The following is a 21,490-nucleotide window of genomic DNA, read 5'->3' as shown; positions in this document are numbered from 1 at the left end:
TGATCATAATCCCCTCTCCAGGGGACTGAAGCACGATTTAACGGATAAATCTAGCTATACGGCGAGACGGGCAAACTACCCAACCCTGGCCTCGCCTCGTGGCTAGAGTGATAATTCTCAATATCAGCCTACCGAGCGCGATATTTCATGATATCCGCTGCGCGAGGAGCCCCGGAGTGACTCACCGCGTAACCGACGAGGCCATGGTCAGAGCCCTCTACCGCGAATATGGCGCCCCCCTGATGGCCTTCGCCGTCAGGCTGACGGGCGGCGATCGCCGCTGGGCCGAGGACGTCGTCCAGGAGACCCTGGTCCGAGCCTGGCGCAACCTTCACGACCTCCGTACGGACTCAGGTTCGCTGATGCCCTGGCTGGCCACGGTCGCGCGGCGGGTCGTCATCGACAACCGCCGCCGCTCCGGCTCCCGCCCCCTCGACACGGTCGAGGACATCCCCGAACGCGTCATGCCCGTGGCGGCCGAGGACGAGCAGCTCCTGCGGGAGATCGTCGTCACCGACGCGATGATGTCGCTCTCCCCGGCGCACCGGCAGGTGCTCACCGAGACGTTCCTCCTGGACCGCACCGTCCAGGAGGCGGCGGAGACGATCGGCGTGCCCGTGGGCACGGTGAAGTCCCGCGTGTACTACGCCATGCGCGCCTTACGGGTCGCGCTGGAGGAAAGGGGGGTGACGCTGCCGTGATCCAGGTGCGTCACGATGACAGGGGGGTGGCGCCATGACAGAGGTACACCACGAGGACGTGGCCGCGTACGCGCTCGGCCTGCTCAGCGAGGAGGAGCGGGCCGCTTTCGAGCGCCATCTGGACGGCTGCGGGAGCTGCGCGTCGGAAGTGGGGTCGTTCGCCGCGATGGGCGAGCTGATCAAGACCGTCCATCCGGACGATCTCCTGCCCCATCCGGCCGACCCGCAGGTGGAGTCCCTGCTGGTCCACCGCGCCGCCAAGGAGCGCAGGCGCCGCCGCCTCCACCGCGGCTTCATGACCGCCGCCGCGTGCCTCGTGGTCGCGGCCGGCGTCTTCCTCGGCGTCAGCTCCTTCACCAGCGGCCCCAACCCCGACAGCATCCACAGCCCGGCCCGCGCCCTGCTCATGACCGGCCGCACCTACCCCGTCAGCGACCCGGCCACCGGCGTGTCCGGGCTCGTCGGCGTGGAGGACAAGGGCTGGGGCACCCACGTCGCGCTGGAGCTCAAGGGCGTCAAGGGCCCGCTGCAGTGCCGGCTCATGGCGGTGGGCGACGACGGCCGCTCGGAGGTCGTCGCGAGCTGGGGCGTGCCCGAGAAGGGGTACGGCGTGCCCGGCTCGCCCGACCCGCTGCTCCTGCACGGCGGCACCAGCCTCCCGCAGTCCGAGCTGAACCACTTCACCATCCAGACCTTCGACGGGAGGACGCTGGCGACGGTGGCCGTCTGACCGCTCACAGGGCCGATAACAGCGCCCGCAGCTCGCTGACCTGCCTGGGCTCGGCGATCCCGTCCCAGGGTGACAGGGCCGCCAGCCCGGCCTCCCGGTGCTCCGCGGCGCGCTCCCTCCGCAGCCTGCCCAGGTGCAGGTGGACCAGCGCGGTGCTCACCCCTGCCTGGGGCAGCCGCGGCTCGGCCTCCTCCAGCAGCGCCGCCACCGCGTCGGCGGCCTGCCCGGGGTCCTCCAGCATGATCCCGGCCCGGTGCACCAGGCAGCGCGCCCGCCCCAGCTCGTCCGCCGCCCCGGCGTAGAGCCGCTCGGCCTCGTCCAGGTGGAGGCCGGCGTCGTGGCTCTGGCCCAGGTAGTGGTGGGCCAGCGCGAGCAGTTCCTGGGCGTGCGCCTCGGTCGCGGGCTCGCCGGCCCGCCGCGCCAGGTCGACCGCCTGGAACAGCACCACCCTGGCGTTGGTGTACAGGCTGCGGGCCTCGGGGCCGCGGCCGTCGTGGTCGAGCGTCTGGCCCCTGCGCATGAGCAGCGCCGCCACGTTCGCCAGCCGGATGGCCTGGCCGAGGACGTCGCCGCCGGCCAGCGCCTGCCCGTACCGGACGAGGGCGGACTCGACGGCGGTGAACTCGTCGCCGCCGGACAGGAGGATCGCCGCGTGCGCCAGGTGCAGCTCCGCAGGCCACGACTCGACCCTGACCCGCAGCGCCGCCGAGCGGTTGAAGTGCTGGCGCGCCTTGCGCGGGTCGCCCGAGGTGAGCAGGATCGCGCACTGGCGCAGCTCGGCCGTGGCCTGCACCGGCTCGTCCCCGAGCGCCTCTGCGGCCCTGGCCAGCTCCGCCGCCGCGCGCAGCCGGTCCTCGTGCCGCTGTTCGAGCCGGAACCAGGTCTCCAGCGCGTCCGCGATCCGCGCGAGCGCGCGCCCGGTCCTGGGCGCGGGCGCCTTGCGGGCCAGCACCTGGAGCAGCACCCGGTCCTCCATCGCGAACCAGGTCCTGGCCTCCTCGGCGGGCAGCCGCTCCGCGTACGCGCCGGCCTGCTCGGCGAAGTGCTCGACCAGCCGCCGCCAGGCCGCCACCTCCCGGGGCGTGCTGTCCGCGCCGCCGCCGCGGAACGCGCTCGACACCCTGACGCGCGTCATCCGGACGTTCTCCACCAGCCCAAGCTCGGCCAGCTCGTTGATCGCGTCCGCGGCGGACGGCACGCCGAGCAGCGCGGCGGCGGCCTGGTGGTCCACCTCCGCGATCGGCAGCCCGGCCAGCAGCACGAAGAGCTGCTTGGCCGTCGGCCTGAGCTGCTTGACGCTGAGCCCGAGCACGAAGTCGAGCGTGTCGGCGACAGACAGGCTGCGCAGGTCGTCCACCAGCGTCTGGAGCGGCACGTTCGGATTGCCCGCCAGCCAGCGGCCGACCCTGACGATCTCCAGCGGGCTGCCCAGGCAGGAGTCGACCAGCAGGTCCAGCGCCTTCGGGTCGGGGGAGCCCCGCTCGGCGCCGAGGTGGCGGGTGAGCAGGGCCCGGCCCGCGTCGGGGGCGAGCGGGCCGAGCTGGATGGGCTGCACGTGCTGCGGCGGCGGGTCGGTGAGCGTGCCCGCCACCACGACGTGCGCGCCGGGCACCCGGGTCGGCAGCCACTCGACCTGGCTCCACGAGCTGACGTTGTCCAGCAGGAGCACGCAGCCCGTGCCGGTGAGCGCCTCGATCACCTGCGCGGTCGCGTCCTGTGGCTCCTGGATGCCGCCCGGCGGGCGGTTCAGCGTGCGCAGCACCCGCTGGGCCACGCTCAGCGGCGTCTCGGGACGGTCCCTGTCGGGGCCGCGCAGGTCGGCGTAGCGCTGCTTGCGCTCCTCGCCCGCCAGGTCCCACCCCGCCTGGATGGCCACGGAGGACGTGCCCATGCCGATGCCGCCGTGCACCACGACGATCCCGTGCTCCAGGGCCTCCTCCTTGATCCGCCGCAGCTCGGCGTCCCTGCCCACCAGGCCGTCCACCCGGTCGGGGAACGGCATGGCCGCCAGGACCGGCCGGGGCCCGGGCTCGGGACGGCGGCGGCGCACCAGGTACGTGAGCACGCCCGCCACGACCGGCACCACCAGGACGAGCACGATCAGCAACCAGGTCGGGAACCCGCCGATGAGCTGCTTGATCAGCTCCTCCTGGAGGATCAGGATCGTGCCGCCCACCGTCAGCACCCCGCCGATCCCCAGCTCTGGCAGGTGCGCCGCGGCCCGCCGGTACAGGCGCGACAGCCGGAAGCTCAGCCGCTCCCTGCGCGAGATCTCCGTCACCGGCGCACCCCCCGGGTCAGCCCTCTGTAGAGCCGGCGCGCGGTCACGGCCACCACCAGCACGGGCACCGCTGTGGCGATCACCGCCTGCGCCGCCAGCGGGCTCGCCGCGCTCATGAAGTGGCGGGCCTGCTCCAGCAGGATCAGCGGCAGGTGGTCGCCGGACGGCCAGTTGAGCAGCAGCCCGACGACCGCGTCGTTCCAGACCAGGACGAACGCCAGCACCCCGGCCAGCACCACGGCCGGGCGCGCCTCGCGTACCACGTGGAACAGCTCCCACCGGTCCCGCGCGAGCATGGGGGCGGGCACCCGGACGAACGCGTTGTGCAGCACCAGCACCGCCAGCGGCATCACCAGCGCCGCGTGCACGATGATCAGCGCGAGCGGGGTGCCGACCGGGCTCAGCCAGCGCTGCAGCGGCACGGCGAACGCCTGCGGCGGCAGCGCCGCCAGGGCCACCGACACCAGCAGGACGGGCCGCCAGGCGCGCCGGGGCAGCAGGTGCTCGTGGGCCAGCACGTACGCGGCCGGCACCGAGGCCAGCAGCACCACGCACACCACCGCGACGGCCCGGAGGAACGTGGTGCCCAGCGCCCCGGTGAACGCGCTGTCGGACAGCGCCTCCGCGTACGAGCCGAGCGTCCACGGCTCGCCGTTCCACCACCCGGTCCGCGCGGCGGCGACCGGCTCGCGCAGGGACGTGAACAGCAGCGCCGCGAACGGCAGCAGCCACAGCACCGCCACCGCGCCGCCGAGCGGCCACAACCGCCGGCCCCGGCCAGCCGGGGGCGGCGCCACGGGAGCCGGATCCGCCCAGCTCACCCGCCCCCGCAGGCCGAGCAGCGCCAGCGAGGCCAGCCCCGCCACCAGCAGGGACATCAGCACGGCCAGCGCGGCGGCCCCGGCGTCGCCCAGATCGTCGTTGTGCCGCCACCAGTACAGCCCGCCGCCCTCCACCAGCGCCTGCGTCGCCCCCGGCACCCCCATCAGCACCAGGTCGAACACGCGGGCCGCCGCCACCAGCGCGAACAGGTACGCCAGCGCGGCCGGCCCGGCCAGCGCGGGCAGCACCACGGACCAGAGCCGCCGCTGCCGCCCGACGCCGAACGCCCTGGCCATGCGCAGCAGGTTCGACGGCAGCCGGTTCAGCGCCTCGTGGAAGACCAGGAACGCGACGCCGGCGTACTGCCAGACGAAGGCCAGCCCGAGCACCAGCCAGATCCAGCCGGGCCCGAGGAAGGCCGTGTCCCTGCCCAGCAGGGCGGCGGCCATGCCGCGCTCGCGGCTGGTGTCGAACAGCAGCCGGAAGATCGCTCCCGTGGTGAGCGGGGAGACCACGGCGGGCAGCACCAGGATGACCCGCATGACCAGGCCGAGCGCGGGGCCGGCGTTCCTGACCAGCCAGGCCAGGCCGAGGCCCACCGCGCACACGACCACGACCAGCACCCACCAGATCAGCGTGTTGCCGACCGCCTGCCAGGCCTGGCCGTCGCTCAGCACGTCGGACCAGGCGCCGGGCCTGGAGAAGCTGATGAGCACGGTCACCAGGAGCGGGGCCAGGATCACGCCCGCCGACAGCAGCACCGCCAGCAGCAGGTAGAGGGCGGCCCGCCAGCGGCTGAGCCCCTGACCGGCCACCGGCACCCTGGCGTCGTGGTGCGGGGCCACCTCGAACAGGAAGGCGTTCTGCTCGCTCATCGGGCGGCGCCCTCCACGATCTTCTCGCGGGCGGCCGCGGCCGCCGTGGCGGGCGCGACCGTGCCCGCGGTGACGTCGGTGAACAGCTCGGTGAGCACCCGCCACAACCCGCGCCCGTCGCCGCCTTCCAACCTGCCGATGAGCCGGTCGGACAGGTCGTAGTGGCGGTTCTCCGCCCTGCTCAGCGCCTGCGCGGGCGCGCGCAGCAGGGGGTGCGACGGCGCCCTGTACGGGGTCAGGAAGCCGCCCTCGTCCACCCAGTCGGTCAGCGCGTCACGCTCGCCGGCGGCGCGCGGCCTGGTCAGCCAGTTCACGAAGTCGAGCGCGTCCTGCCCGCCGCCGCGCATCGCCACGGCCACGTCGCCCCCCACCACCAGCGGGGGCGGTTTGTCCCCGTGCCGCGGGAAGGGGAAGTGGCGGGCCACGTCCCGGCCGCCGTAGAGCTCGATGACGGGCAGCGCGAAGTCGGGCGCGGCCACCACGTCGGCGGTGCGGTAGCTGAACACGTCGAGGATCGAGTCGTGGAACTGCATGGTCAGCGCCCGCCGGCCCTGGTCGTGGGTGAACGCCTCGCGCCAGATCGTGGCGAGCAGCGTGAGCGCCTCGGTGACCTGGGCCACGCCCCACCACGCCTGGTTGCCCCGCTCCGCCGGCGGGAAGAGGCCGTCGTACACCTCGGGGGCGTAGGCGAGCAGCACGTTCTCAAACCAGTCGCTGAGCACCCACCCGTCGGCCGCGCCGATCGCCAGCGAGCCGGGGCGGGGCTGCCAGGAGGTCAGGCTCGCCGGCGCCCACTGCTCGCCCGTACGCTGCCACACCAGCGACTTGTTCGCGATCTTGAACCAGGCGCCGAGCTCCTCCCCGCTCCCACGAGGCGTGACCAGCCGCCGCCAGAACTCCGGCTGCGCGTGCCCGCCGGTCCTGGGCCTGATGCGGGGCCGTACCACGGGGTCGAAGAGCAGCCCGAGGCGCGGGATGACGGCCACGTCGGGGATGACGTCCTCGGCGGGGCCGCGCAGCAGCGCGCTGATGTTGTCGCCCGCCGAGTAGACGCTGACGGGCCGCCGGAAGGCCGCGACGTACGCGTCCACCACACGCAGGAAGCGGCGTAACTCCTCGCCGCTCCAGACCACCGCCACCCGCAACGGCGGCTGCCCGGCACAGCCCGCCACCAGCACGGCGGGAACGGCGGCCAGCAACACCCTACGGCTGATCGGCATCGGCGATCTCCCAGATGCACGAGGGGGAGGCGAGGCTGGCCACCCTGGTGCCGTCGTCGGTGACGACGAGCACGGCCAGCCCGGGATCGGCGCCCAGCGCCCCGCTCACGGCCCCGTGGCACGGCCCGCAGCCCGTCCGGTCCTCGATCACCACCACCTTCACGGGCAGCGGCCGGCACAGGACCCGCGCCAGCGCGACGCTCAGCCGCTCGTCGTGGGCCAGCTCGTGCGGCCTCGAACGCAGGAAGCCCTGGATGTCCATCCGCCTGGCCATGAACGCGATCCGGCCCTGCACGAACGACGGCGCCAGGTCGTCACGCGCGGCCAGCGCCAGGTTCCGCTCGACGGTCAGGTGCGGCAGCAGCCCCGCGCCCGCCGGGACCAGCCCGATCTCGCGCTCCGCCGGCAGCCGCATGGTGATCTCCTGGCCGCCGAGGCGGATCGGGCCGCCGACGGGCATCTCCAGGCCGAGCAGCAGGTCGGTGAACGCGTCGGCCTCCGCGTGCCCCCCGGCCACCACCACGGCGGTCTGGCCGGGGTCGAGGGTCAGCGGGTCGGGCGACAGGCGGCGCCGGAGCCCGTGCGTCTCCCAGGTGAGACCGTTGATCTCCAGAAGTGGCACGTCCGCAAACCGCCGTCGAGTCGGGATGTCATCCGCACCTGACGTTCGCACAAACCGTGCGTGACTTCAACGTGATGGATCAGCACCGCTACGTGTTCACGAAGAGGCAGAAGGGGTGACCGTCCGGGTCGAAGTGCACGCGTACGTGCTGCTGGGGCTGGAAGCCGGCGACCGTCGCGCCCAGCTCGACCGCCCTGGCGCTGGTCTCGTCGAGGTCGTCCACCTCGATGTCCAGATGCGCCATCATCTGCTGGGCGCCGGGCCTGGCCGGCCAGGTCGGCCGTACGTACTGGGGGTCGGTCGAGAACGACAGCCCGGCCCCGCCGCCGGGCGGCGCGAGCATCACCCAGCCGGGCTCCTCCTCCCTCACCTGCCAGCCGAGCAGGGCCAGGTAGAAGGCGGCCAGCGCGTTCGCGTCGGGCGACTCCAGAACGGTGGCGGACAGTCTCACATCGGCTCCCGGGGTCCGGAGAAGTGCGTGGTGAACCAGTCTCGGGCATGCCCGGCCACGGCCTCCAGCGCGCCGGGCTCCTCGAACAGGTGCGTCGCCCCCGGCACGACCGTGATCAGGCTCTCCGCGCGCAGGCGCCCCCGCGCCTCCTCGTTCAGCTCCACCACCACCGGGTCGCGCCCGCCCACGATGAGCAGGGTCGGCGCGCGTACCTCGGCCAGCCGGTCCCCGGCCAGGTCGGGACGGCCGCCGCGCGAGACGACCGCGGCGACCGCGTTACCCGGTTCCGCCGCCGCCCACAGGGCCGCCGCCGCGCCGGTGCTGGCGCCGAAGTACCCGATCGGCAGGCCCTTGGCCTCCGGTTGCTCGCGCACCCAGGCGGTGCGTTCCAGCAGCCGTTCGGCCAGCAGCGCGATGTCGAACACGTTCGCCCTGTCGGCCTCCTCCTCGGGCGTCAGCAGGTCGAACAGCAGCGTGCCCAGGCCCGCCTCGTTGAGCGCGGCCGCCACGTAGCGGTTGCGCGGGCTGTGCCGGCTGCTGCCGCTGCCGTGCACGAAGACCACCACGCCCTGAGCGGCGTCAGGAACGATCAGATCGCCGGACATGTGCCACCCCTCCTCAGCTGCCGCGACCCTGCCGCTACCCGATCGAAGGGGGCTCTATCAGCGACTTCGCTGGGAAGAGGTCCTGGACATGGAGACCGAAACGGGGCGCGGGCGCGAAGTGGCCGGCTCCCCGCTCGAACGCATCGTGTCGGGCGGGGCGGCGGCGCTCTCGCGCGTGCGGAGCATGGGGTTCGGGCGCTGGCTGCGCATGGAGCGCGAGGCGCTGGCCCAGACGGTCAAGGTGACGGCGGCGTGCGCGCTGGCCTGGTGGCTGGCCGCGTACGTGCTCAAGGTGGACCTGCCGGTGCTGGTGCCCATCGGTGTCCTGCTGACGGTCTCCGCGACCGCGTACAGCACGCTCGTCCGCGGCGGCCAGCAGATCCTGGCCGTGGTCGCCGGCGTGGGCGCGGCGACGGTGCTGATCTGGCTGATCGGAGCCAACGTGGTGACGCTGGCCGTGCTGGTGGTGGCGGGCCTGGTCCTGACGCGCCTGCTGAACCTGCCCGCCCAGAACGTGCAGATCCCCATCACGGCGCTGCTGGTGTTCGCGCTCGGCAGCACGTACGGCTTCGCCCGCCTCGCGGACGTGCTCCTCGGCGCCGCGATCGGCATCGCGGCGAACCTCCTGGTCCTGCCGCCCCGCTACGTGGACAAGGCCGGCAAGGAGCTGTGCGGCCTGTCCGCCGAGCTGGCCGACCTGGCCGAGGACATGTCGCGCGGCCTGCGGGGCGACTGGGACAGGGACATGGCGGGCGACTGGCTGGAGCGGGCCCGCGGCCTGTCGACGCGCCTGGAGGACACCGAGGAGGCCGCGGAGCAGGCGGCCGAGTCCGTACGGCTGTCGCTGCGCCGCCGCCGCTACGACCGCCGCCTGCGCCAGGTGGCCGAGGCCGCCACCGCACTCGACCACGCCTGCCACCAGCTCAGGGGCATCGCCAGGGGCCTGGTGGACCTCATCGCCGGCGTACGCGGGCTGCCGGGCGAGCGCGGCGCGGACCTGCCCGAGCCCCTGGCGGACGAGCTGGCGGCGCTGTCACGCGTGTTCAGGGACTTCGGCATGCTGCAGGTCGGCCGCGGGCGGCGCGAGGACCTCGAAGACCTGTGCGCCGCGCTCGACGACGGCGCGCACCAGCAGCAGCGGCTGGTCATGGCGTTCCACCAGACCCGGAACACGGAGCTGCGCTCGCTGCAGGGGGCGCTGCTGGAGGACTGCGCGCGGATCCGCCACGAGTTCGACCCCGACAGCGGCCCGCACACCTCCGCCTTCCCGAGGCAGGATTGATCGCATGCCGGAAGATCCGGAGCCCGAGTGCCGGCTCCATCCCGACCTGGAGGTCCGCCCCTCACCGATCGCGGGCCAGGGCCTGTTCGCCACGGCGGCCATCCCCGCGGGCACCACCGTCTCCCGCCTGGGCGGGCGCCTGGTCACCTGGGACCGGCTCCAGGCCCTGTTCGCCGACCCCGCCGTCCCCTACGTCGACACCATCACCGTGAGCGCCGAGCTCCACCTGGTCCTGCCTCCCGGCAGCCCGATCGGCAAGGCCAACCACAGCTGCGACCCGAACCTGTGGTGGACCGGCCCCTACACCCTCGCGGCCCGCCGCGACCTCTCGCCGGGCGAGGAGGTCACCAGCGACTACGCCACCAGCACCGCCGACCCCGGCTTCGCGCTCGACTGCCGCTGCGCCACCCCGCTCTGCCGCGGCCGCGTCACCGGCACCGACTGGCGCCGCCCCGACCTGCGCGAACGCTACGGCGACCACTGGGTCCCCGCCCTCCTCGCGCTCATCCGGCGCCCCTGACGCGGCTCAATCCATGAGCCGCAGCCGGGCCTCCGCTTGGGCGGCGAGCTGGTCGAGCAGCTCGCGTCCGGCGCCCGCCACCACGGCCTTCTTGGCGTTGAACGCCCGCACCCACAACCCGGCCGCCCACGCCACCCCCCACTCCTCGCGACCCCAGCCCACATCCCGCGCCCGCACGTAACACTCCAGGAAGCGCGCGCTCTCCTCCACCGTGGCCCGCTCGGCTGCCCGCCCCGTCTCGGTGAACACCGCGGCGGCCGCACCCGCGACGGCGGGTTCCGGGAGTGCCACGACGCTGTCCCAGTCATGTACGGCGAGCAGCTCGCCCCCGCGCCACCACACGTTCTGCGACTCGAAGTCCCCGTGCCCCACCACGGCAGGCAGCCGCGTGCCCAGCAGCCGCTCCCGCACCCGCCGGCCCAGGTCGTCGAGCCAGCCGGGCCCAGGGTGGGCGTTGAGGTCGGCGTCCAGGTCGTCGGGCCACGGCCACACCCCGGCCCCGGCGTGCTCCCACCCCACCCACGGCGGCGCGGGCGAGAGCGGGCCGGCGGCGCCGGGAGAGGGAGCGAGCCCCACCAGCCGGGCCAGCGCCTCCGCGAACGGCCGCGCCCGGTCCACCCCGCTGCCGCCGAGCTGCTCACCCCTGGACACGTACTCCTCGGCCGTCACGACCTCCTCGCCGAGCAGTTCGGGTTCGGCGAGCGGGACGGGGCAGGCGAGCAGCTCGGGGCCGGCGAGCGGGGCGGGGCAGGGGAAGCCCGCCCCGGCCAGGTGCCGCTGCACGCCCACGCACCCCCGGACCCGGGCCTCGTCCGCCACCCGGCACTTGACCACCACCCGCCGCCCGTCGGCCAGCTCCAGCCCCCGCACCACCGAGAGATGCCCCGCCCGGAAGAGCTCCCCGACCGGCGCCGCCCCCAGCCACCTCGCGCACCACTCCGCCAGCTCCATCGCGCCAGTATCACGCGGGAGGCGGGCGCTGATCATGGCATACTGCACGGATGTCCGATTTCGTGGAGTTCCGGGCGAGGGGACGCGCGGCCCTGCTGGCCGGCGAGGCCACCCACGACCTCCCCATGGTGGACGGTGCCACGCGCTGGGGAGCCGCGGCCGTGCTGCGCCCCGAGGGCGAGATCGTGGACCGGATGACGGAGCTGGCCGCCACCGTGAGCGCCCCCGGCCACTGGGTGCACGGCGGCCGGACCCTGCACGTCACGCTCAGGACGCTGGAGCCGTACCGCACGCACATCCCCCAGGACGACCCGCTGCGCCGCGCGTACGGCGCCGCGCTGGCGGAGGCGGCGGACGGCCTGCCCCCGGCGGAGGTACGCCTGGCCGGCGTGAGCCCGCACCGGGGCGGCGTCCTCGTGGGCGCCCACCCGCAGGACGACACCCTGGACACGCTCCGCAAGCGCTTCGCCCACGCGCTGGAGTCGCGCCGCGTGCGGGACCTGGAGCACGGCCGCGTCCGCGACCTCTGGTACGTCAGCCTCGTGCACTTCGCCGCTCCGCTGACGAACCCCCGGGAGCTGGTCGAATGGTGCGACACCCACGCGGACGCCGACTTCGGCACCATCGGGCTGCCTGCGGCCGAGATCGTCCAGTTCCTGCACACCGGAGAGGGCATCCGCGTCCACTCCCTGGAGAGCGCCGCCCTCGACGGAGGCGGCGGGGCTTCACCCCGGCCCCATTCCTGAGGTGACACCCCGCCGCCGGCCCTTCAGCCCAGCAGCAGTGCTGTCACGAAGTGCAGCAGGTGCCAGGCCACGTAGGCGCTGAGCGAGCAGAACGCCCACTCCTTGCCGCGGCTGATCCGCGCGATCCAGCGCAGTTCCTCCGCCGGCTCGCGCCGGACCCGCAGGGTCCGCGACACGAAGTACGCCGCCAGCAGCCACGCGCCCGCCGACCCCATGACGAGCGCGGCCGAGATCGCCAGCAGCAGCGGCGAGGCGGAGTCGTCCCCGGCGGCGGGAAGCTGGTGGACCCAGGCCGCCAGGAGCCCGGCGAGCAGCCCGACGGTGATCCGCCTGTCCTTGCGCGCCTGTCGCTTGAGCCACTGAAGGTCTCGACGCAGATGGTTCTTGAGCATCCGGATCACCTCCGTTGGAGTAGCTGGTGTCACCAGCTAACGGGAGTTTCCGGCGAAGATCTGCGACCTCAGGCCCGGGATTTAACGACTTTTGTCGGCATTTCGTGGAGAAGCCGGAGTTCCTCCGCCACCTGCTTCGCCTCGAAGACGTCCCCGACCTCCTCCAGCGTCCGTACGGCCTCCCGGAGGTGGGAGACGGCGGCCCACCGGTGCCCGAGCCGGGCCGAGGTCAGCCCGAGCGCGCGCAGCGCGCACCCGAGGTCCCGCCGCGTCCCGCACTCGCGGTGCACGTCCCTGGCCTGCCGGGCGTACACCACGGCCTCGTCCGTCCTGTCCAGGTCCAGCAGCACCAGGGCGAGCGTGGTGAGCGCCGCACCCCACCGGTCGCGGGTGCCGGTCTCGTGCTGCAGCTCGACCGCCTCCCTGGCGGGCTCCAGCGCCTGCGCCGACCGGCCGGCCGCGAGCAGCGCCTGCGCCATCGACAGCAGCGCGCTGCCCCGGTTGTCGCGCAGCTCCTCCCTGATCGCCAGCGCCGCCCTGGCCGCCCGCAGCGCCGACCTGGGCTGCCCCAGCGACAGGTACGTGTACGTCAGCGTCTCCTGCACGTCGGCCTCGACCCGCCGGTTCCCCAGGCCCTGCACGATGTCCAGGGCTTCGAGCGCGTACACGAAGGCCACCTGCGACCGGCCCTGGCGCCGCCGCACCCGCGCGAGCCGGTTCAGCATGCGGGCCTCGATGGGCCCGTCGCGGATCACCCGGCTGATCGCCAGCGCCTGGCTCAGGTACTCGTCGGCGCGCAGGTAGTCCGACAGCCGCCAGTGCACCAGCCCGATGTCGCCGAGCGTCTCGGCCTTGCCCTGCTCGTGGTGGAGCTCGACCTGCACCGTCAGGGCCTGCTCGTAGTAGGACAGGGCCTCGGCGTAGCGGGAGCCGTTGCGCGCGATGCGGCCGAGCGCGCACAGGGCGCGGCCGCAGCCGTACTGGTCGCCGGTCGCGGTGTAGCCGGCCAGGGCGCGCTCGGCGTCGCGCTGGGCGTCGTGCGGGAGCCTGAGCAGGTCGTAGATCTCCGCCAGGCACAGCAGCGTCTCCGCCTCGGCGTGCTCGTCGCCGAGGTCGTGGCAGATCGACAGCGCCTCCAGGCCCTCCGACAGCGCGGCGTTCGGCTCACCCAGGTTGCGCTGCACGGTGGCCAGGATGATCAGGCTCTGCGCGGTGCCGCGCCGGTCGCCGAGCTCCTCGCGTACGTCGAGGGCCTGGCCCGCGTGGTGCAGGGCCAGCTCGTACCGCTCCTGCGACAGGTGCAGCCGGGACAGCGTGTGCAGGCTGCTCGCCACGCCGGCCGGGTCGTCGATCGCCCGGTGGAGCTCCAGCGCCTCGCCCGCGTAGCGCAGCGCGTCCTCGCTGTTGCCCGCGATGCCGTGCACCTCGGCCAGCTCGTTCAGCGCCCGCGCCTGGCCTTCGAGGTCGCCCAGCTCGGCGAAGTCCGCCAGCGCCTCGCCGATCAGCCTGGCCGCCAGCGTGGAGGGCCCGATGTCCCGGTGGAGGCTGCCCAGGCGGCTGCGCATCAGCGCGATGGCCCGCCGGTTGCTCACCTGCATCGCCGAGGTCAGCCCGCCCTGCTGCACCTCCAGGTTGTTCTCGTAGAACCGCAGCCGCCTGAACGGCTCGAACACGGCCTCGGCCAGCCGCCAGGCCATGCCGTGCGCGCCGCTCTCCCCGGCCAGCCGTACGGCGGAGACCAGCGAGCGCCGCTCGGCCTCGAACCACTCGCGCGGCGTCGCCGGGTCCGTCGCCACCGCCAGGTAGTGGTCGAGCAGCCGCGCCCTGGCCTCCCGCACGCCCGCCTCCGCGTGCCTGCCCAGCTCCCTGGCCAGCCGCTTGACCAGGTCGTGCACCCGGTAGCGCGGCCCGGGCAGCGGCTCCACCAGGTACGCCCTGTGCAGCCCCTCCACCGCGACCACCGCCTCGGTCACCGGCACGCCCAGCGCCGCCGCCAGCACCTCGGGCGTGAAATCGCGCCCGGGCAGCAGCCCGACGTGCCGGAACGCCCGCCGCTGCACCGGGCTCAGCGACTCGTACGCCAGGTTGAGCGCCTGCGTGAACGCCTCCTCGGGGTCGCCCACCAGCCGCCGGTCGGGCCGGCGCAGCTCCTGCGCCCGTGACTGCACGCTGAGCCCGGGGTTCTCGGCCAGCTTGGCCGCCGAGATCCGCAGCGCGAACGGGTGGTAGGAGCACACCCGCGCCAGCTCGGCCAGCGCGTCGCGGTCGGCGGCCCGCGGCGAGCCCTCGCCGAGCACCGCGACCAGCAGCGCCACCGCGTTGCCCGGGTCGAGCACCGGCAGGTCCATCAGGTCGGCGTGCCCGGTGGCGCGCAGCGGCGCCATCCGCGTCCTGCTGGTGACCAGCACCACGCAGTCCTTGCTGCCCGGAAGCAGCGCCCGCACCTGCGCGGGGTCGGCGGCGTTGTCGAGGATGAGCAGCAGCCGGCGGCCGGCGATCCTGCTGCGGTAGAGCAGCATCAGCTCGGCCTCGTCGGAGGCGGGCTCGCCGATGCCGAGCGAGCGCAGGATCTGCCCCAGGGCCTCGACCGTGCTCATCGGCGGCTGGCTCGGCGACTGGCCGCGCAGGTCGATCACGATCTGCCCGTCGGGGAACCGGTCGGCGTGCAGGTGGCCCCAGTGCGTCACCAGCGCGGTCTTGCCCACGCCAGGCAGGCCCTGCACGACCATCGTGTTCGTCCGCCTGTGCCGTTTCAGCCAGGCGGTGAGCAGGTCCAGGCTCTGCTGCCGCCCGATGAAGTCCGGCATGTCGGCGGGGAGCTGGCGCGGCTTGGGCACCTCGCCCACCGGCAGGGGATCGGCGGGCCCGGCCGGCCGGATCAGGAAAGGCGTCACCCGCCCCGCCCACGGTGCCGACAGGTGCTCCCAGCTCCCGGCGGCATCGCGCAGCGCGGACGGGTCGGCGATCCGCAGCCGCCGGTAGCGCAGCCGTACCAGCCAGCCGCGCTGCGTCCACTGCGTGATCTGGCGCTGCACCACGTCGGCGGAGCTGCCCACCAGGCCGGCCAGCGTCTCCATGGTCAGCGGCGGGGCCTGCTCGGAGCCCAGCCCGTAACGTTCGTCCAGGTGCAGCAGCCACACGGCCAGCCGGGCGGCGACGGGGGCGCGGGCCAGCGCCTCGTGCCTGCGCGCGGCCACGTTCCTGGCGAACAGCTCCTGAACCAGCGCCGTGGCCACGGCCGGGCCGGTGGAGGCGTGCTCGCGCAGCCGCCGCAGGTCGATGGGCCAGGCGCGTACCTCGGTCAGCGCGTCGACCCCGACGCGCTCGGCGGGGCTCCAGAAGGCCAGCTCGCCGACGAGGTCGCCGGCGCCCCTCAGGTCGTGCAGGGCCTCGCGGCCGCCCGCCGGGGTGTACTCGCGGGCGTAGCCGGAGTCGATCAGGTAGACGTTGTGGTCGGCCCGCGCCGGCGAGCACATCATCTCGTTGCGGTGGTACACCCGCAGGCGGGCGCCCTCGTCGACCAGCGACCTGAAGAGACTCACCCGGACACCACCCCCTTCAGGACGGCGGTGTCCTCGACATGACAGACGCGAAACGGCGCGTACGACTATCTGTCACATCAGTGGAGCGCAGCGGGAACCCGCTGTCAATCGGGCGCTGTCAATCGGGCGCTGTCAATCAGGTGCTGTCGATCAGACGTTGGCGGCGTCGGCGCGGTCGGGCACGAAGCGGTAGCCGACGTTGCGCACTGTGCCGATCAGCGACTCGTACTCCGTGCCGAGCTTCGCGCGCAGCCGCCGCACGTGCACGTCGACCGTCCTGGTGCCGCCGAAGTAGTCGTAGCCCCAGACCTCCTGGAGGAGCTGGGCGCGGGTGAAGACCCTGCCCGGGTGCTGGGCGAGGTACTTGAGCAGCTCGAACTCCTTGAACGTGAGGTCGAGCACGCGGCCGCGCAGCCGCGCGGTGTAGGTGGCCTCGTCGATCGACAGGTCGCCGCTGCGGATCTCGTCGGGGACCTCCTCCGTCGCGGCCTGCGAGATCCGGCCGGTGGCCATGCGCAGCCGGGCCTCCACCTCGGCCGGCCCTGCGCTGTCGAGCAGCACGTCGTCCACGCCCCACTCGGCGGTCATCGCGGCCAGCCCGCCCTCGGTCACGATCACCAGGAGGGGGCAGTCGATGCCGGTGGTGCGGATCAACCGGCACAGGCTCTTGGCCTGCGCCAGCTCCTTGCGCGCGTCCACGATGACGGCGTCGGCGGGAGGGGCGTCGATGAGGGCGGACGCCTCCGCCGGGGCGACCCTGACCGAGTGGAGCAACAACCCCAGCGCCGGTAGCACCTCGGCAGACGGCTCGAGGGCGTTGGTCAGCAGGAGCAGGTTGCTCATTACGGCCTCCTCAAACACGCAAGGACCCGGGGGCTACGTCGCCCAGGTCCTGTAGGCGAGGATATCCCACGAGTAAGTCGCGTCCATTGCGCGTCCAGCAGGTGAACAGCGCGTCTCCTGGAACAAGCTCGTTAAGGGCGACGCACAATAGTGCGGAAAGGATTGTGAGGTACGGCATGGCCATGGGAAAGGTGCGTTATTGGGCGGCCGCCAAGGAAGCGGCAGGAGTGGCCGAGGAACCGTTCGAAGCGGTCACTCTTGGTGAACTCATGACGAAAATCACACGAAATCGGTCAGAGCTGGCACGGGTCGTGCAACGATGCTCGTTCCTCGTGGACGGCTCCCCGGTCGGCAAGCGCCCCCACGGCGAGGTGATCCTCGGCGAGGGCGCGACCGTGGAGGTGCTCCCGCCTTTCGCCGGTGGGTGAGCGGTCAGGTGAGTGGCCGCTTCGCGGGGGAATGAGGATGCCAGTCGGTAGTCTCTTGATCCCCCGCTCGAGACAGGGAGCTCCATGCGCAAGCTGATCGTCTTTCTGATCGTGCTCGTCATTCTCCTTGTCGCCGTCGATCGGGTCGCCGTGGCCGGCGTCGAGCGCGATCTGGCGAACCGCATCGCGGCGACGGCCGATCTCTCCGGTACCCCGACCGTGACAATTGAGGGCATCCCATTTCTCACTCAGGCCGTCTCCGGGCACTATCCAGAGGTACGGTTCAATCTCGGCACGTTCACGTACGGCGATGTGCCGGTGAAGAACCTGCGGGGCGCCGCCTACGACGTGACGGCCCCCCTGGCCGACATCATCCAGAACAGACCCGACATCCGGGCCGGTCGCGTGACCGTCAGCGGCACCCTCACCAGGGCCACGATCGACAAGTACGCCCCCCAGGGCGTCAAGATCGGCGGGAACGGGCGGCGGCTCACGGCGTCGGGCGAGGTCACGTTGGGGGCGAACAAGGTGCGGTTCAACGCCGAGATGCGGGTGGTGCTCGCCGATGGGGGGATCAAGATCCAGGCCGAGAAGATCGAGGGCGTCCCCGACCAGGTCGCCCAGCTGGTCTCCTACACCATCCCGTTCCAGGGCAAGCTGCCCTTCGACGTGAGGGTGACCGGCGTCAAGAGTGTGGCCGAGGGGCTGGAGTTCTCGGCCGAGGCGTCTGACGTGCCGATTCGTGGATGAGATTGAACCGCTCTCGCCTGCCGTACGTGATGAGGGCGTGAGCACAGCCGGGACCGCCGACGAGGAACTCGTGAAGACCCTCTTCGACGAGCATGCCGGGCCCCTCTACGGCTACGTTCTGCGACTGACCGGTGACTCCGGGCGGGCCGAGGACGTCGTGCAGGAAACGCTGTTGCGGGCCTGGCGGCATCCCGAGGCGATGTCCGGCAGGCCCATCCGCGCGTGGCTGTTCACGGTGGCCCGTAATCTCGTCGTGGACCAGCACCGCGCCAAGAAGGCCAGGCCGCCCGAGACGGGCGACGAGGCGCTGGCGGTCCTGCCGGCCGACGACGAGCTGGAACGCGCGGTCGAGTCGTGGGCCGTGGCCGAGGCGCTGGCGGCGCTGCGGGCGGAGCACCGGGAGGTGCTGCTGGAGGTCTACTACCGGGGGCGATCGGTGAAGGAGGCGTCGGCGACGCTGGGCATACCGCCGGGCACGGTGAAGTCCCGCACGTACTACGCGTTGCGCGCGCTCAAGCTGGCGCTCGAGGAACGGGGGCTGGCACCGTGATGACGTGCGAGGAGGTCCGGATCTCACTGGGCGCGCACGCGCTGGGCGCGCTGGATCCGGAAGAGGCGGCGGAGATCGACCACCACCTGGCGACCTGCGAGGCGTGCGGCGCCGAGCTGCTGGAGCTGGAGGGAGTCGGCGCGTTCCTGGGCAAGGTGTCGGAGCGCGACGTGGAGCTGGTGGCCAGCCCTCCGCGCCAGGTGCTCGACCGGCTGCTGAACGACCGCGTCAAGCGGACCAGGCGCGGCCGCGCCCTGATGTCCCTGGTCGCGGCCGCGGCGGTGCTGGTGGTCGGCGGCACGGTGTGGACGGCGATCCAGACCGGTTCAGGGAGCGAGACGACGTCGGCGCAGGCACCCGTGCCCGTCGCTTCGCAGGCGCCCGAGGTCATGCGGGACCAGGGCTACGAGACCTACGACGAGAAGGCCAGGTCGAAGAGCCCCGCGGAGGACTCCCAGAGCGCCGCGTCGGCCTCCCCGAGGAGCCAGGCCTCCCGGAGCCCGGCGCCCGAGAGCGCCACGGACGCCCAGATCCGGCCCACCTCGAAGCCCGCCAGGGCGGACGAGGTCGCGTTCCCCGGCGAGAACAAGGCCGAGGAGTACTACGCCACCGTGCTCGTCCGGCCGGCGGCCACGGGCTCGGAGCTCGGCGTGCAGGTCACCGGGGTGCCGGTGGGCACCGACTGCCTGGTCGTCGTGGTCGGCGTGGACGGGCGGCAGGAACGTTCGGACAGCTGGGTCGTGCGGCGCGCGGACTACGAGACCGGGAAGATCTTCCGCTTCGGGACGGCGATGAGCCTCAAGGAGATCGCCAGGTTCGAGATCGTGGACACGGCCGGGAAGCTGCTCGTCCAGGTGCCCGTGCCGCCCACGGCCCGCGGGAAGTGAAGCGGTCGCCCGCGCGCTTCGGGAAGCGAACGGGCCGCCCGCGCGGTTGCACCAGGGGATGACGGTGACAGGCTTGTGGGTGGCGCTGGCGACGCTGGCGCTCGGAACGGTGATCGGGGTGGTCCGGTTGCGCCGCGACGGACGCGTGCACGAGGCCGGCGGCGACCGGCTGTCCGCCGACGACCTCGGCTCGGGGCTGGGGGCGAGGGCCACCCTGGTGCAGTTCTCGACCGCGTTCTGCCAGCCCTGCCGGGCCACCCGGCGGGTCCTGGCCGACGTGAGCGCGCTCGTGCCCGGGGTCGGCCACGTCGAGATCGACGCCGAGTCCCGGCTCGACCTCGTACGCCGGCTCGGCATCACCCGCACCCCGACCGTGCTGGTGCTCGACGCGGCGGGCGGCATCGTCAAGCAGGCCGCCGGGCAGCCGCGCAAGGCCGACGTGCTGGCCGCTCTGGCGCAGGCCGTACCGGACTCGTGAGTGTGACCCGTCTCACAAGTTGTCTCACCAACCGGACGAGATGTGACAGATGACGAGACGCCGAGTAGTGTCGTCGCCATGAACCCATCGACAGAGCTGCTGACGAAGCGGCGCGCGGTTGATTTCTGCCGCGTCGCCACCGCGCTCTGTCGCGCTGCCTGAGGACGATCTCGCGCGGACCTGTGATCCGCCCCAATCGACCCTTCAGGAGCATCCCGCGATGCGTGCCGATCCTAGAGCGCTGCGCTTCGGCGCGGCCATCACCACCCTGGTCCTGGTCTCCGTCCTGGTGACGGAGAGCTTCTGGCTGCTCGCCGCCCAGGTGGTGGTCTTCGCGCTCGGGGCGCACCGGCGCTCGCCGTACGCGATGCTCTTCAAGGTGCTCGTTCGGAGCGATCCAACGGAGACCGAGGATGCCCGTCCGCCCCGCTTCGCGCAGGGGGTAGGGCTGGCCTTCGCGGTCGTCGGCCTGGTCGGGTTCGCTGCCGGGATCACCCCGCTGGCCCTCGCGGCCACGGCCGCGGCTCTCCTCGCCGCCTTCCTCAACGCAGCCTTCGGATTCTGCCTCGGCTGCGAAACGTACCTGCTCATTCGCCGACTACTGCCCGCCGCCAACATGGAGGTATCCAAATGAGCCGCTCCGCCGCCCTGGTGGACGCCGACTGGGTCGAGGCCAACCTCGACACCCCCGGAGTCGTCCTCGTCGAGGTCGACGAGGACGTCAGCGCCTACGACAAGGGCCACATCCGTGGTGCCGTGAAGGTCGACTGGCGTAACGACCTGCAGGACCCTGTGCGCCGCGACTTCGTGGACAAGACCGGTTTCGAGGCGCTGCTGTCCGACCGCGGCATTGCCAACGATGACACCGTGGTGCTGTACGGCGGGAACAACAACTGGTTCGCCGCCTACGCGTACTGGTACTTCAAGCTGTACGGCCACGAGAACGTGAAGCTGCTCGACGGCGGGCGCAAGAAGTGGGAGCTCGACTCGCGCGAGCTGGTGAAGGACGTGCCGCAGCGGGCCAAGACCCAGTACGTCGCCCAGGAGCAGGACAGCGCCATCCGCGCCTTCCGCGACGACGTGGTGTCGGCCATCGGCAAGCTCAACCTGGTGGACGTGCGCTCGCCCGACGAGTTCACCGGCAAGCTGCTCGCCCCCGCCCACCTCCCGCAGGAGCAGGCGCAGCGCGGCGGCCACGTGCCCACCGCCCGCAACATCCCGTGGTCCAAGGCCGCGAACGACGACGGCACCTTCAAGTCCGACGACGACCTGCGCACCCTCTACCAGGAGGCCGGCGTCGACTTCGGCAAGGACACCATCGCGTACTGCCGCATCGGCGAGCGCTCGGCGCACACCTGGTTCGTGCTGCACGAGCTGCTGGAGCAGTCCAACGTGAAGAACTACGACGGTTCGTGGACCGAGTACGGCTCGCTCGTGGGCGTGCCGATCGAGCTGGGGGAGGCCCGCTGATGTCGGCTGCAGCACAGGGTTGCGGCGCGCCGGAGCAGACCGTCGCGCTGCCCGCTGGGATCGATCTGACCAACCAGGCCGTGATCCAGGGCGTCGTCACCGGCGCCGGCACGGCGTACGCACGACTGCTCGACCACTCCGGTGAGTTCACCGGCGAGGTCGTGGTCTCCGAGGACGGCGTCTTCCGCTTCTTCGCCGCTCCCGGCGACTGGACCGTCCGCATCATCGCGGGCGGCGGCGTCACCAGGGACGTGCAGGTGGAGGCCAAGCTGGGCGAGGTCGCCCAGCTCGCGGTGGCCGTCTGAGCATCCGCGTGGAGGCCCGCGTTCCCCAGCCGGGGAACG

24 protein-coding genes are annotated in these 21,490 nt (G+C 72.8%); 14 read left to right on the top strand and 10 right to left on the bottom strand.

All coding sequences use genetic code 11. From position 1 onward, the window contains the following. The first annotated feature begins 176 nt into the window (after positions 1-176). Together HD593_RS53315 and HD593_RS53310 are read left to right on the top strand one after the other, a co-directional pair. A complete protein-coding gene (locus HD593_RS53315) occupies positions 177-701 on the top strand; it encodes a sigma-70 family RNA polymerase sigma factor (RefSeq protein ID WP_425568372.1) in 525 nt (174 codons plus the stop codon). A 34-nt stretch (positions 702-735) separates the two neighbouring features. Then, complete coding sequence (locus HD593_RS53310; RefSeq protein WP_185110473.1) at positions 736-1,431, top strand: anti-sigma factor family protein; 696 nt, start codon at positions 736-738, stop codon at positions 1,429-1,431. Positions 1,432-1,435: 4 nt separating this feature from the next. Here the strand turns inward: HD593_RS53310 and HD593_RS53305 are convergent, their stop codons facing one another. From HD593_RS53305 to HD593_RS53280, 6 genes are all read right to left on the bottom strand, one after another. After that, on the bottom strand, positions 1,436-3,712 hold the full coding sequence (locus HD593_RS53305) for a hypothetical protein (protein ID WP_185110472.1): 2,277 nt from the start codon (positions 3,710-3,712) through the stop codon (positions 1,436-1,438). Beyond that, a complete protein-coding gene (locus HD593_RS53300; RefSeq protein ID WP_185110471.1) occupies positions 3,709-5,409 on the bottom strand; it encodes an ABC transporter permease subunit in 1,701 nt (566 codons plus the stop codon). Before HD593_RS53300 ends, HD593_RS53305 begins: the two co-directional genes overlap by 4 nt. Continuing rightward, positions 5,406-6,629 (bottom strand): hypothetical protein, encoded by a 1,224-nt coding sequence (locus tag HD593_RS53295; protein WP_185110470.1) that lies wholly within the window; start codon positions 6,627-6,629, stop codon positions 5,406-5,408. Before HD593_RS53295 ends, HD593_RS53300 begins: the two co-directional genes overlap by 4 nt. After that, positions 6,613-7,251: an ATP-binding cassette domain-containing protein gene (locus HD593_RS53290; protein WP_185110469.1), complete on the bottom strand. Its 639-nt coding sequence runs from the start codon at positions 7,249-7,251 to the stop codon at positions 6,613-6,615. Before HD593_RS53290 ends, HD593_RS53295 begins: the two co-directional genes overlap by 17 nt. Positions 7,252-7,339: 88 nt before the next feature. Then, positions 7,340-7,702: a VOC family protein gene (locus HD593_RS53285; RefSeq protein WP_185110468.1), complete on the bottom strand. Its 363-nt coding sequence runs from the start codon at positions 7,700-7,702 to the stop codon at positions 7,340-7,342. After that, on the bottom strand, positions 7,699-8,307 hold the full coding sequence (locus HD593_RS53280; protein ID WP_185110467.1) for a dienelactone hydrolase family protein: 609 nt from the start codon (positions 8,305-8,307) through the stop codon (positions 7,699-7,701). Before HD593_RS53280 ends, HD593_RS53285 begins: the two co-directional genes overlap by 4 nt. 88 nt (positions 8,308-8,395) lie before the next feature. Here HD593_RS53280 and HD593_RS53275 point away from each other — a divergent pair, with 88 nt between their 5' ends. Both HD593_RS53275 and HD593_RS53270 read left to right on the top strand, forming a co-directional pair. Further along, entirely contained in the window at positions 8,396-9,589 is a 1,194-nt protein-coding gene (locus tag HD593_RS53275; RefSeq protein ID WP_185110466.1) for an FUSC family protein, read from the top strand. A 4-nt stretch (positions 9,590-9,593) separates the two neighbouring features. Further along, positions 9,594-10,109, top strand: a complete 516-nt coding sequence (locus HD593_RS53270) for an SET domain-containing protein (RefSeq protein ID WP_185110465.1) — start codon at positions 9,594-9,596, stop codon at positions 10,107-10,109. Between the two features lie 6 nt (positions 10,110-10,115). Here the strand turns inward: HD593_RS53270 and HD593_RS53265 are convergent, their stop codons facing one another. After that, entirely contained in the window at positions 10,116-11,060 is a 945-nt protein-coding gene (locus HD593_RS53265; protein WP_185110464.1) for a protein kinase family protein, read from the bottom strand. Positions 11,061-11,110: 50 nt separating this feature from the next. On the opposite strand from HD593_RS53265, the gene HD593_RS53260 reads away from it, so the two are divergent. Continuing rightward, the gene (locus HD593_RS53260; RefSeq protein ID WP_185110463.1) at positions 11,111-11,806 is read left to right on the top strand and encodes a hypothetical protein; all 696 of its coding nucleotides are present in this window, start codon (positions 11,111-11,113) and stop codon (positions 11,804-11,806) included. A 23-nt stretch (positions 11,807-11,829) separates the two neighbouring features. Here HD593_RS53260 and HD593_RS53255 read toward each other — a convergent pair whose 3' ends face one another. From HD593_RS53255 to HD593_RS53245, 3 genes are all read right to left on the bottom strand, one after another. Next, positions 11,830-12,198 carry a hypothetical protein gene (locus HD593_RS53255; protein ID WP_185110462.1) on the bottom strand — a complete coding sequence of 123 codons (369 nt, stop codon included), beginning with the start codon at positions 12,196-12,198 and terminating at the stop codon, positions 11,830-11,832. A gap of 68 nt (positions 12,199-12,266) precedes the next feature. Beyond that, positions 12,267-15,740: a tetratricopeptide repeat protein gene (locus HD593_RS64095; RefSeq protein WP_185110461.1), complete on the bottom strand. Its 3,474-nt coding sequence runs from the start codon at positions 15,738-15,740 to the stop codon at positions 12,267-12,269. A gap of 150 nt (positions 15,741-15,890) precedes the next feature. Further along, positions 15,891-16,583, bottom strand: coding sequence for a response regulator transcription factor (locus HD593_RS53245; protein ID WP_185110460.1), 693 nt, complete (start codon positions 16,581-16,583; stop codon positions 15,891-15,893). Between the two features lie 176 nt (positions 16,584-16,759). Between HD593_RS53245 and HD593_RS53240 the strand changes: the two genes are divergently transcribed. The 9 genes from HD593_RS53240 to HD593_RS53205 all read left to right on the top strand — a co-directional run bounded on the left by HD593_RS53240 (position 16,760) and on the right by HD593_RS53205 (position 21,451). Then, positions 16,760-17,011 carry a MoaD/ThiS family protein gene (locus HD593_RS53240; protein ID WP_185110459.1) on the top strand — a complete coding sequence of 84 codons (252 nt, stop codon included), beginning with the start codon at positions 16,760-16,762 and terminating at the stop codon, positions 17,009-17,011. Between the two features lie 84 nt (positions 17,012-17,095). Further along, entirely contained in the window at positions 17,096-17,761 is a 666-nt protein-coding gene (locus tag HD593_RS53235; RefSeq protein WP_185110458.1) for an LmeA family phospholipid-binding protein, read from the top strand. A 37-nt stretch (positions 17,762-17,798) separates the two neighbouring features. Then, positions 17,799-18,311, top strand: coding sequence for a sigma-70 family RNA polymerase sigma factor (locus tag HD593_RS53230; protein WP_185110457.1), 513 nt, complete (start codon positions 17,799-17,801; stop codon positions 18,309-18,311). After that, complete coding sequence (locus HD593_RS53225) at positions 18,311-19,198, top strand: anti-sigma factor family protein (RefSeq protein WP_221525396.1); 888 nt, start codon at positions 18,311-18,313, stop codon at positions 19,196-19,198. The genes HD593_RS53230 and HD593_RS53225 overlap by 1 nt, the downstream gene beginning before the upstream one ends. A gap of 64 nt (positions 19,199-19,262) precedes the next feature. Beyond that, positions 19,263-19,676, top strand: coding sequence for a thioredoxin family protein (locus HD593_RS53220; protein WP_312904370.1), 414 nt, complete (start codon positions 19,263-19,265; stop codon positions 19,674-19,676). Between the two features lie 78 nt (positions 19,677-19,754). Then, on the top strand, positions 19,755-19,838 hold the full coding sequence (locus tag HD593_RS65455; RefSeq protein ID WP_350668905.1) for a putative leader peptide: 84 nt from the start codon (positions 19,755-19,757) through the stop codon (positions 19,836-19,838). Positions 19,839-19,896: 58 nt separating this feature from the next. Beyond that, a complete protein-coding gene (locus HD593_RS53215) occupies positions 19,897-20,310 on the top strand; it encodes a DUF4395 domain-containing protein (protein WP_185110454.1) in 414 nt (137 codons plus the stop codon). Then, entirely contained in the window at positions 20,307-21,146 is an 840-nt protein-coding gene (locus HD593_RS53210) for a sulfurtransferase (protein WP_185110453.1), read from the top strand. The genes HD593_RS53215 and HD593_RS53210 overlap by 4 nt, the downstream gene beginning before the upstream one ends. Further along, on the top strand, positions 21,146-21,451 hold the full coding sequence (locus tag HD593_RS53205) for a DUF1416 domain-containing protein (RefSeq protein ID WP_185110452.1): 306 nt from the start codon (positions 21,146-21,148) through the stop codon (positions 21,449-21,451). The genes HD593_RS53210 and HD593_RS53205 overlap by 1 nt, the downstream gene beginning before the upstream one ends. Positions 21,452-21,490 lie beyond the last annotated feature (39 nt).

The sequence above is a fragment of the Nonomuraea rubra genome (assembly GCF_014207985.1).
In the GTDB taxonomy this organism is placed as follows: domain Bacteria; phylum Actinomycetota; class Actinomycetes; order Streptosporangiales; family Streptosporangiaceae; genus Nonomuraea; species Nonomuraea rubra.
This window is presented reverse-complemented; position numbering and strand designations above follow the sequence as displayed.

What these genes read in the sequence shown, in the direction of transcription:
- HD593_RS53245 (WP_185110460.1), bottom strand. Translation starts at nt 16,583, where the DNA reads ATGAGCAACCTGCTCCTGCTGACCAACGCCCTCGAGCCGTCTGCCGAG.
- HD593_RS53260 (WP_185110463.1), top strand. Translation starts at nt 11,111, where the DNA reads ATGTCCGATTTCGTGGAGTTCCGGGCGAGGGGACGCGCGGCCCTGCTG.
- HD593_RS53280 (WP_185110467.1), bottom strand. Translation starts at nt 8,307, where the DNA reads ATGTCCGGCGATCTGATCGTTCCTGACGCCGCTCAGGGCGTGGTGGTC.
- HD593_RS65455 (WP_350668905.1), top strand. Translation starts at nt 19,755, where the DNA reads ATGAACCCATCGACAGAGCTGCTGACGAAGCGGCGCGCGGTTGATTTC.
- HD593_RS53295 (WP_185110470.1), bottom strand. Translation starts at nt 6,629, where the DNA reads ATGCCGATCAGCCGTAGGGTGTTGCTGGCCGCCGTTCCCGCCGTGCTG.
- HD593_RS53215 (WP_185110454.1), top strand. Translation starts at nt 19,897, where the DNA reads ATGCGTGCCGATCCTAGAGCGCTGCGCTTCGGCGCGGCCATCACCACC.
- HD593_RS53255 (WP_185110462.1), bottom strand. Translation starts at nt 12,198, where the DNA reads ATGCTCAAGAACCATCTGCGTCGAGACCTTCAGTGGCTCAAGCGACAG.
- HD593_RS53270 (WP_185110465.1), top strand. Translation starts at nt 9,594, where the DNA reads ATGCCGGAAGATCCGGAGCCCGAGTGCCGGCTCCATCCCGACCTGGAG.
- HD593_RS53205 (WP_185110452.1), top strand. Translation starts at nt 21,146, where the DNA reads ATGTCGGCTGCAGCACAGGGTTGCGGCGCGCCGGAGCAGACCGTCGCG.
- HD593_RS53310 (WP_185110473.1), top strand. Translation starts at nt 736, where the DNA reads ATGACAGAGGTACACCACGAGGACGTGGCCGCGTACGCGCTCGGCCTG.
- HD593_RS53235 (WP_185110458.1), top strand. Translation starts at nt 17,096, where the DNA reads ATGCGCAAGCTGATCGTCTTTCTGATCGTGCTCGTCATTCTCCTTGTC.
- HD593_RS53240 (WP_185110459.1), top strand. Translation starts at nt 16,760, where the DNA reads ATGGCCATGGGAAAGGTGCGTTATTGGGCGGCCGCCAAGGAAGCGGCA.
- HD593_RS53300 (WP_185110471.1), bottom strand. Translation starts at nt 5,409, where the DNA reads ATGAGCGAGCAGAACGCCTTCCTGTTCGAGGTGGCCCCGCACCACGAC.
- HD593_RS53210 (WP_185110453.1), top strand. Translation starts at nt 20,307, where the DNA reads ATGAGCCGCTCCGCCGCCCTGGTGGACGCCGACTGGGTCGAGGCCAAC.
- HD593_RS53275 (WP_185110466.1), top strand. Translation starts at nt 8,396, where the DNA reads ATGGAGACCGAAACGGGGCGCGGGCGCGAAGTGGCCGGCTCCCCGCTC.
- HD593_RS53225 (WP_221525396.1), top strand. Translation starts at nt 18,311, where the DNA reads ATGACGTGCGAGGAGGTCCGGATCTCACTGGGCGCGCACGCGCTGGGC.
- HD593_RS53265 (WP_185110464.1), bottom strand. Translation starts at nt 11,060, where the DNA reads ATGGAGCTGGCGGAGTGGTGCGCGAGGTGGCTGGGGGCGGCGCCGGTC.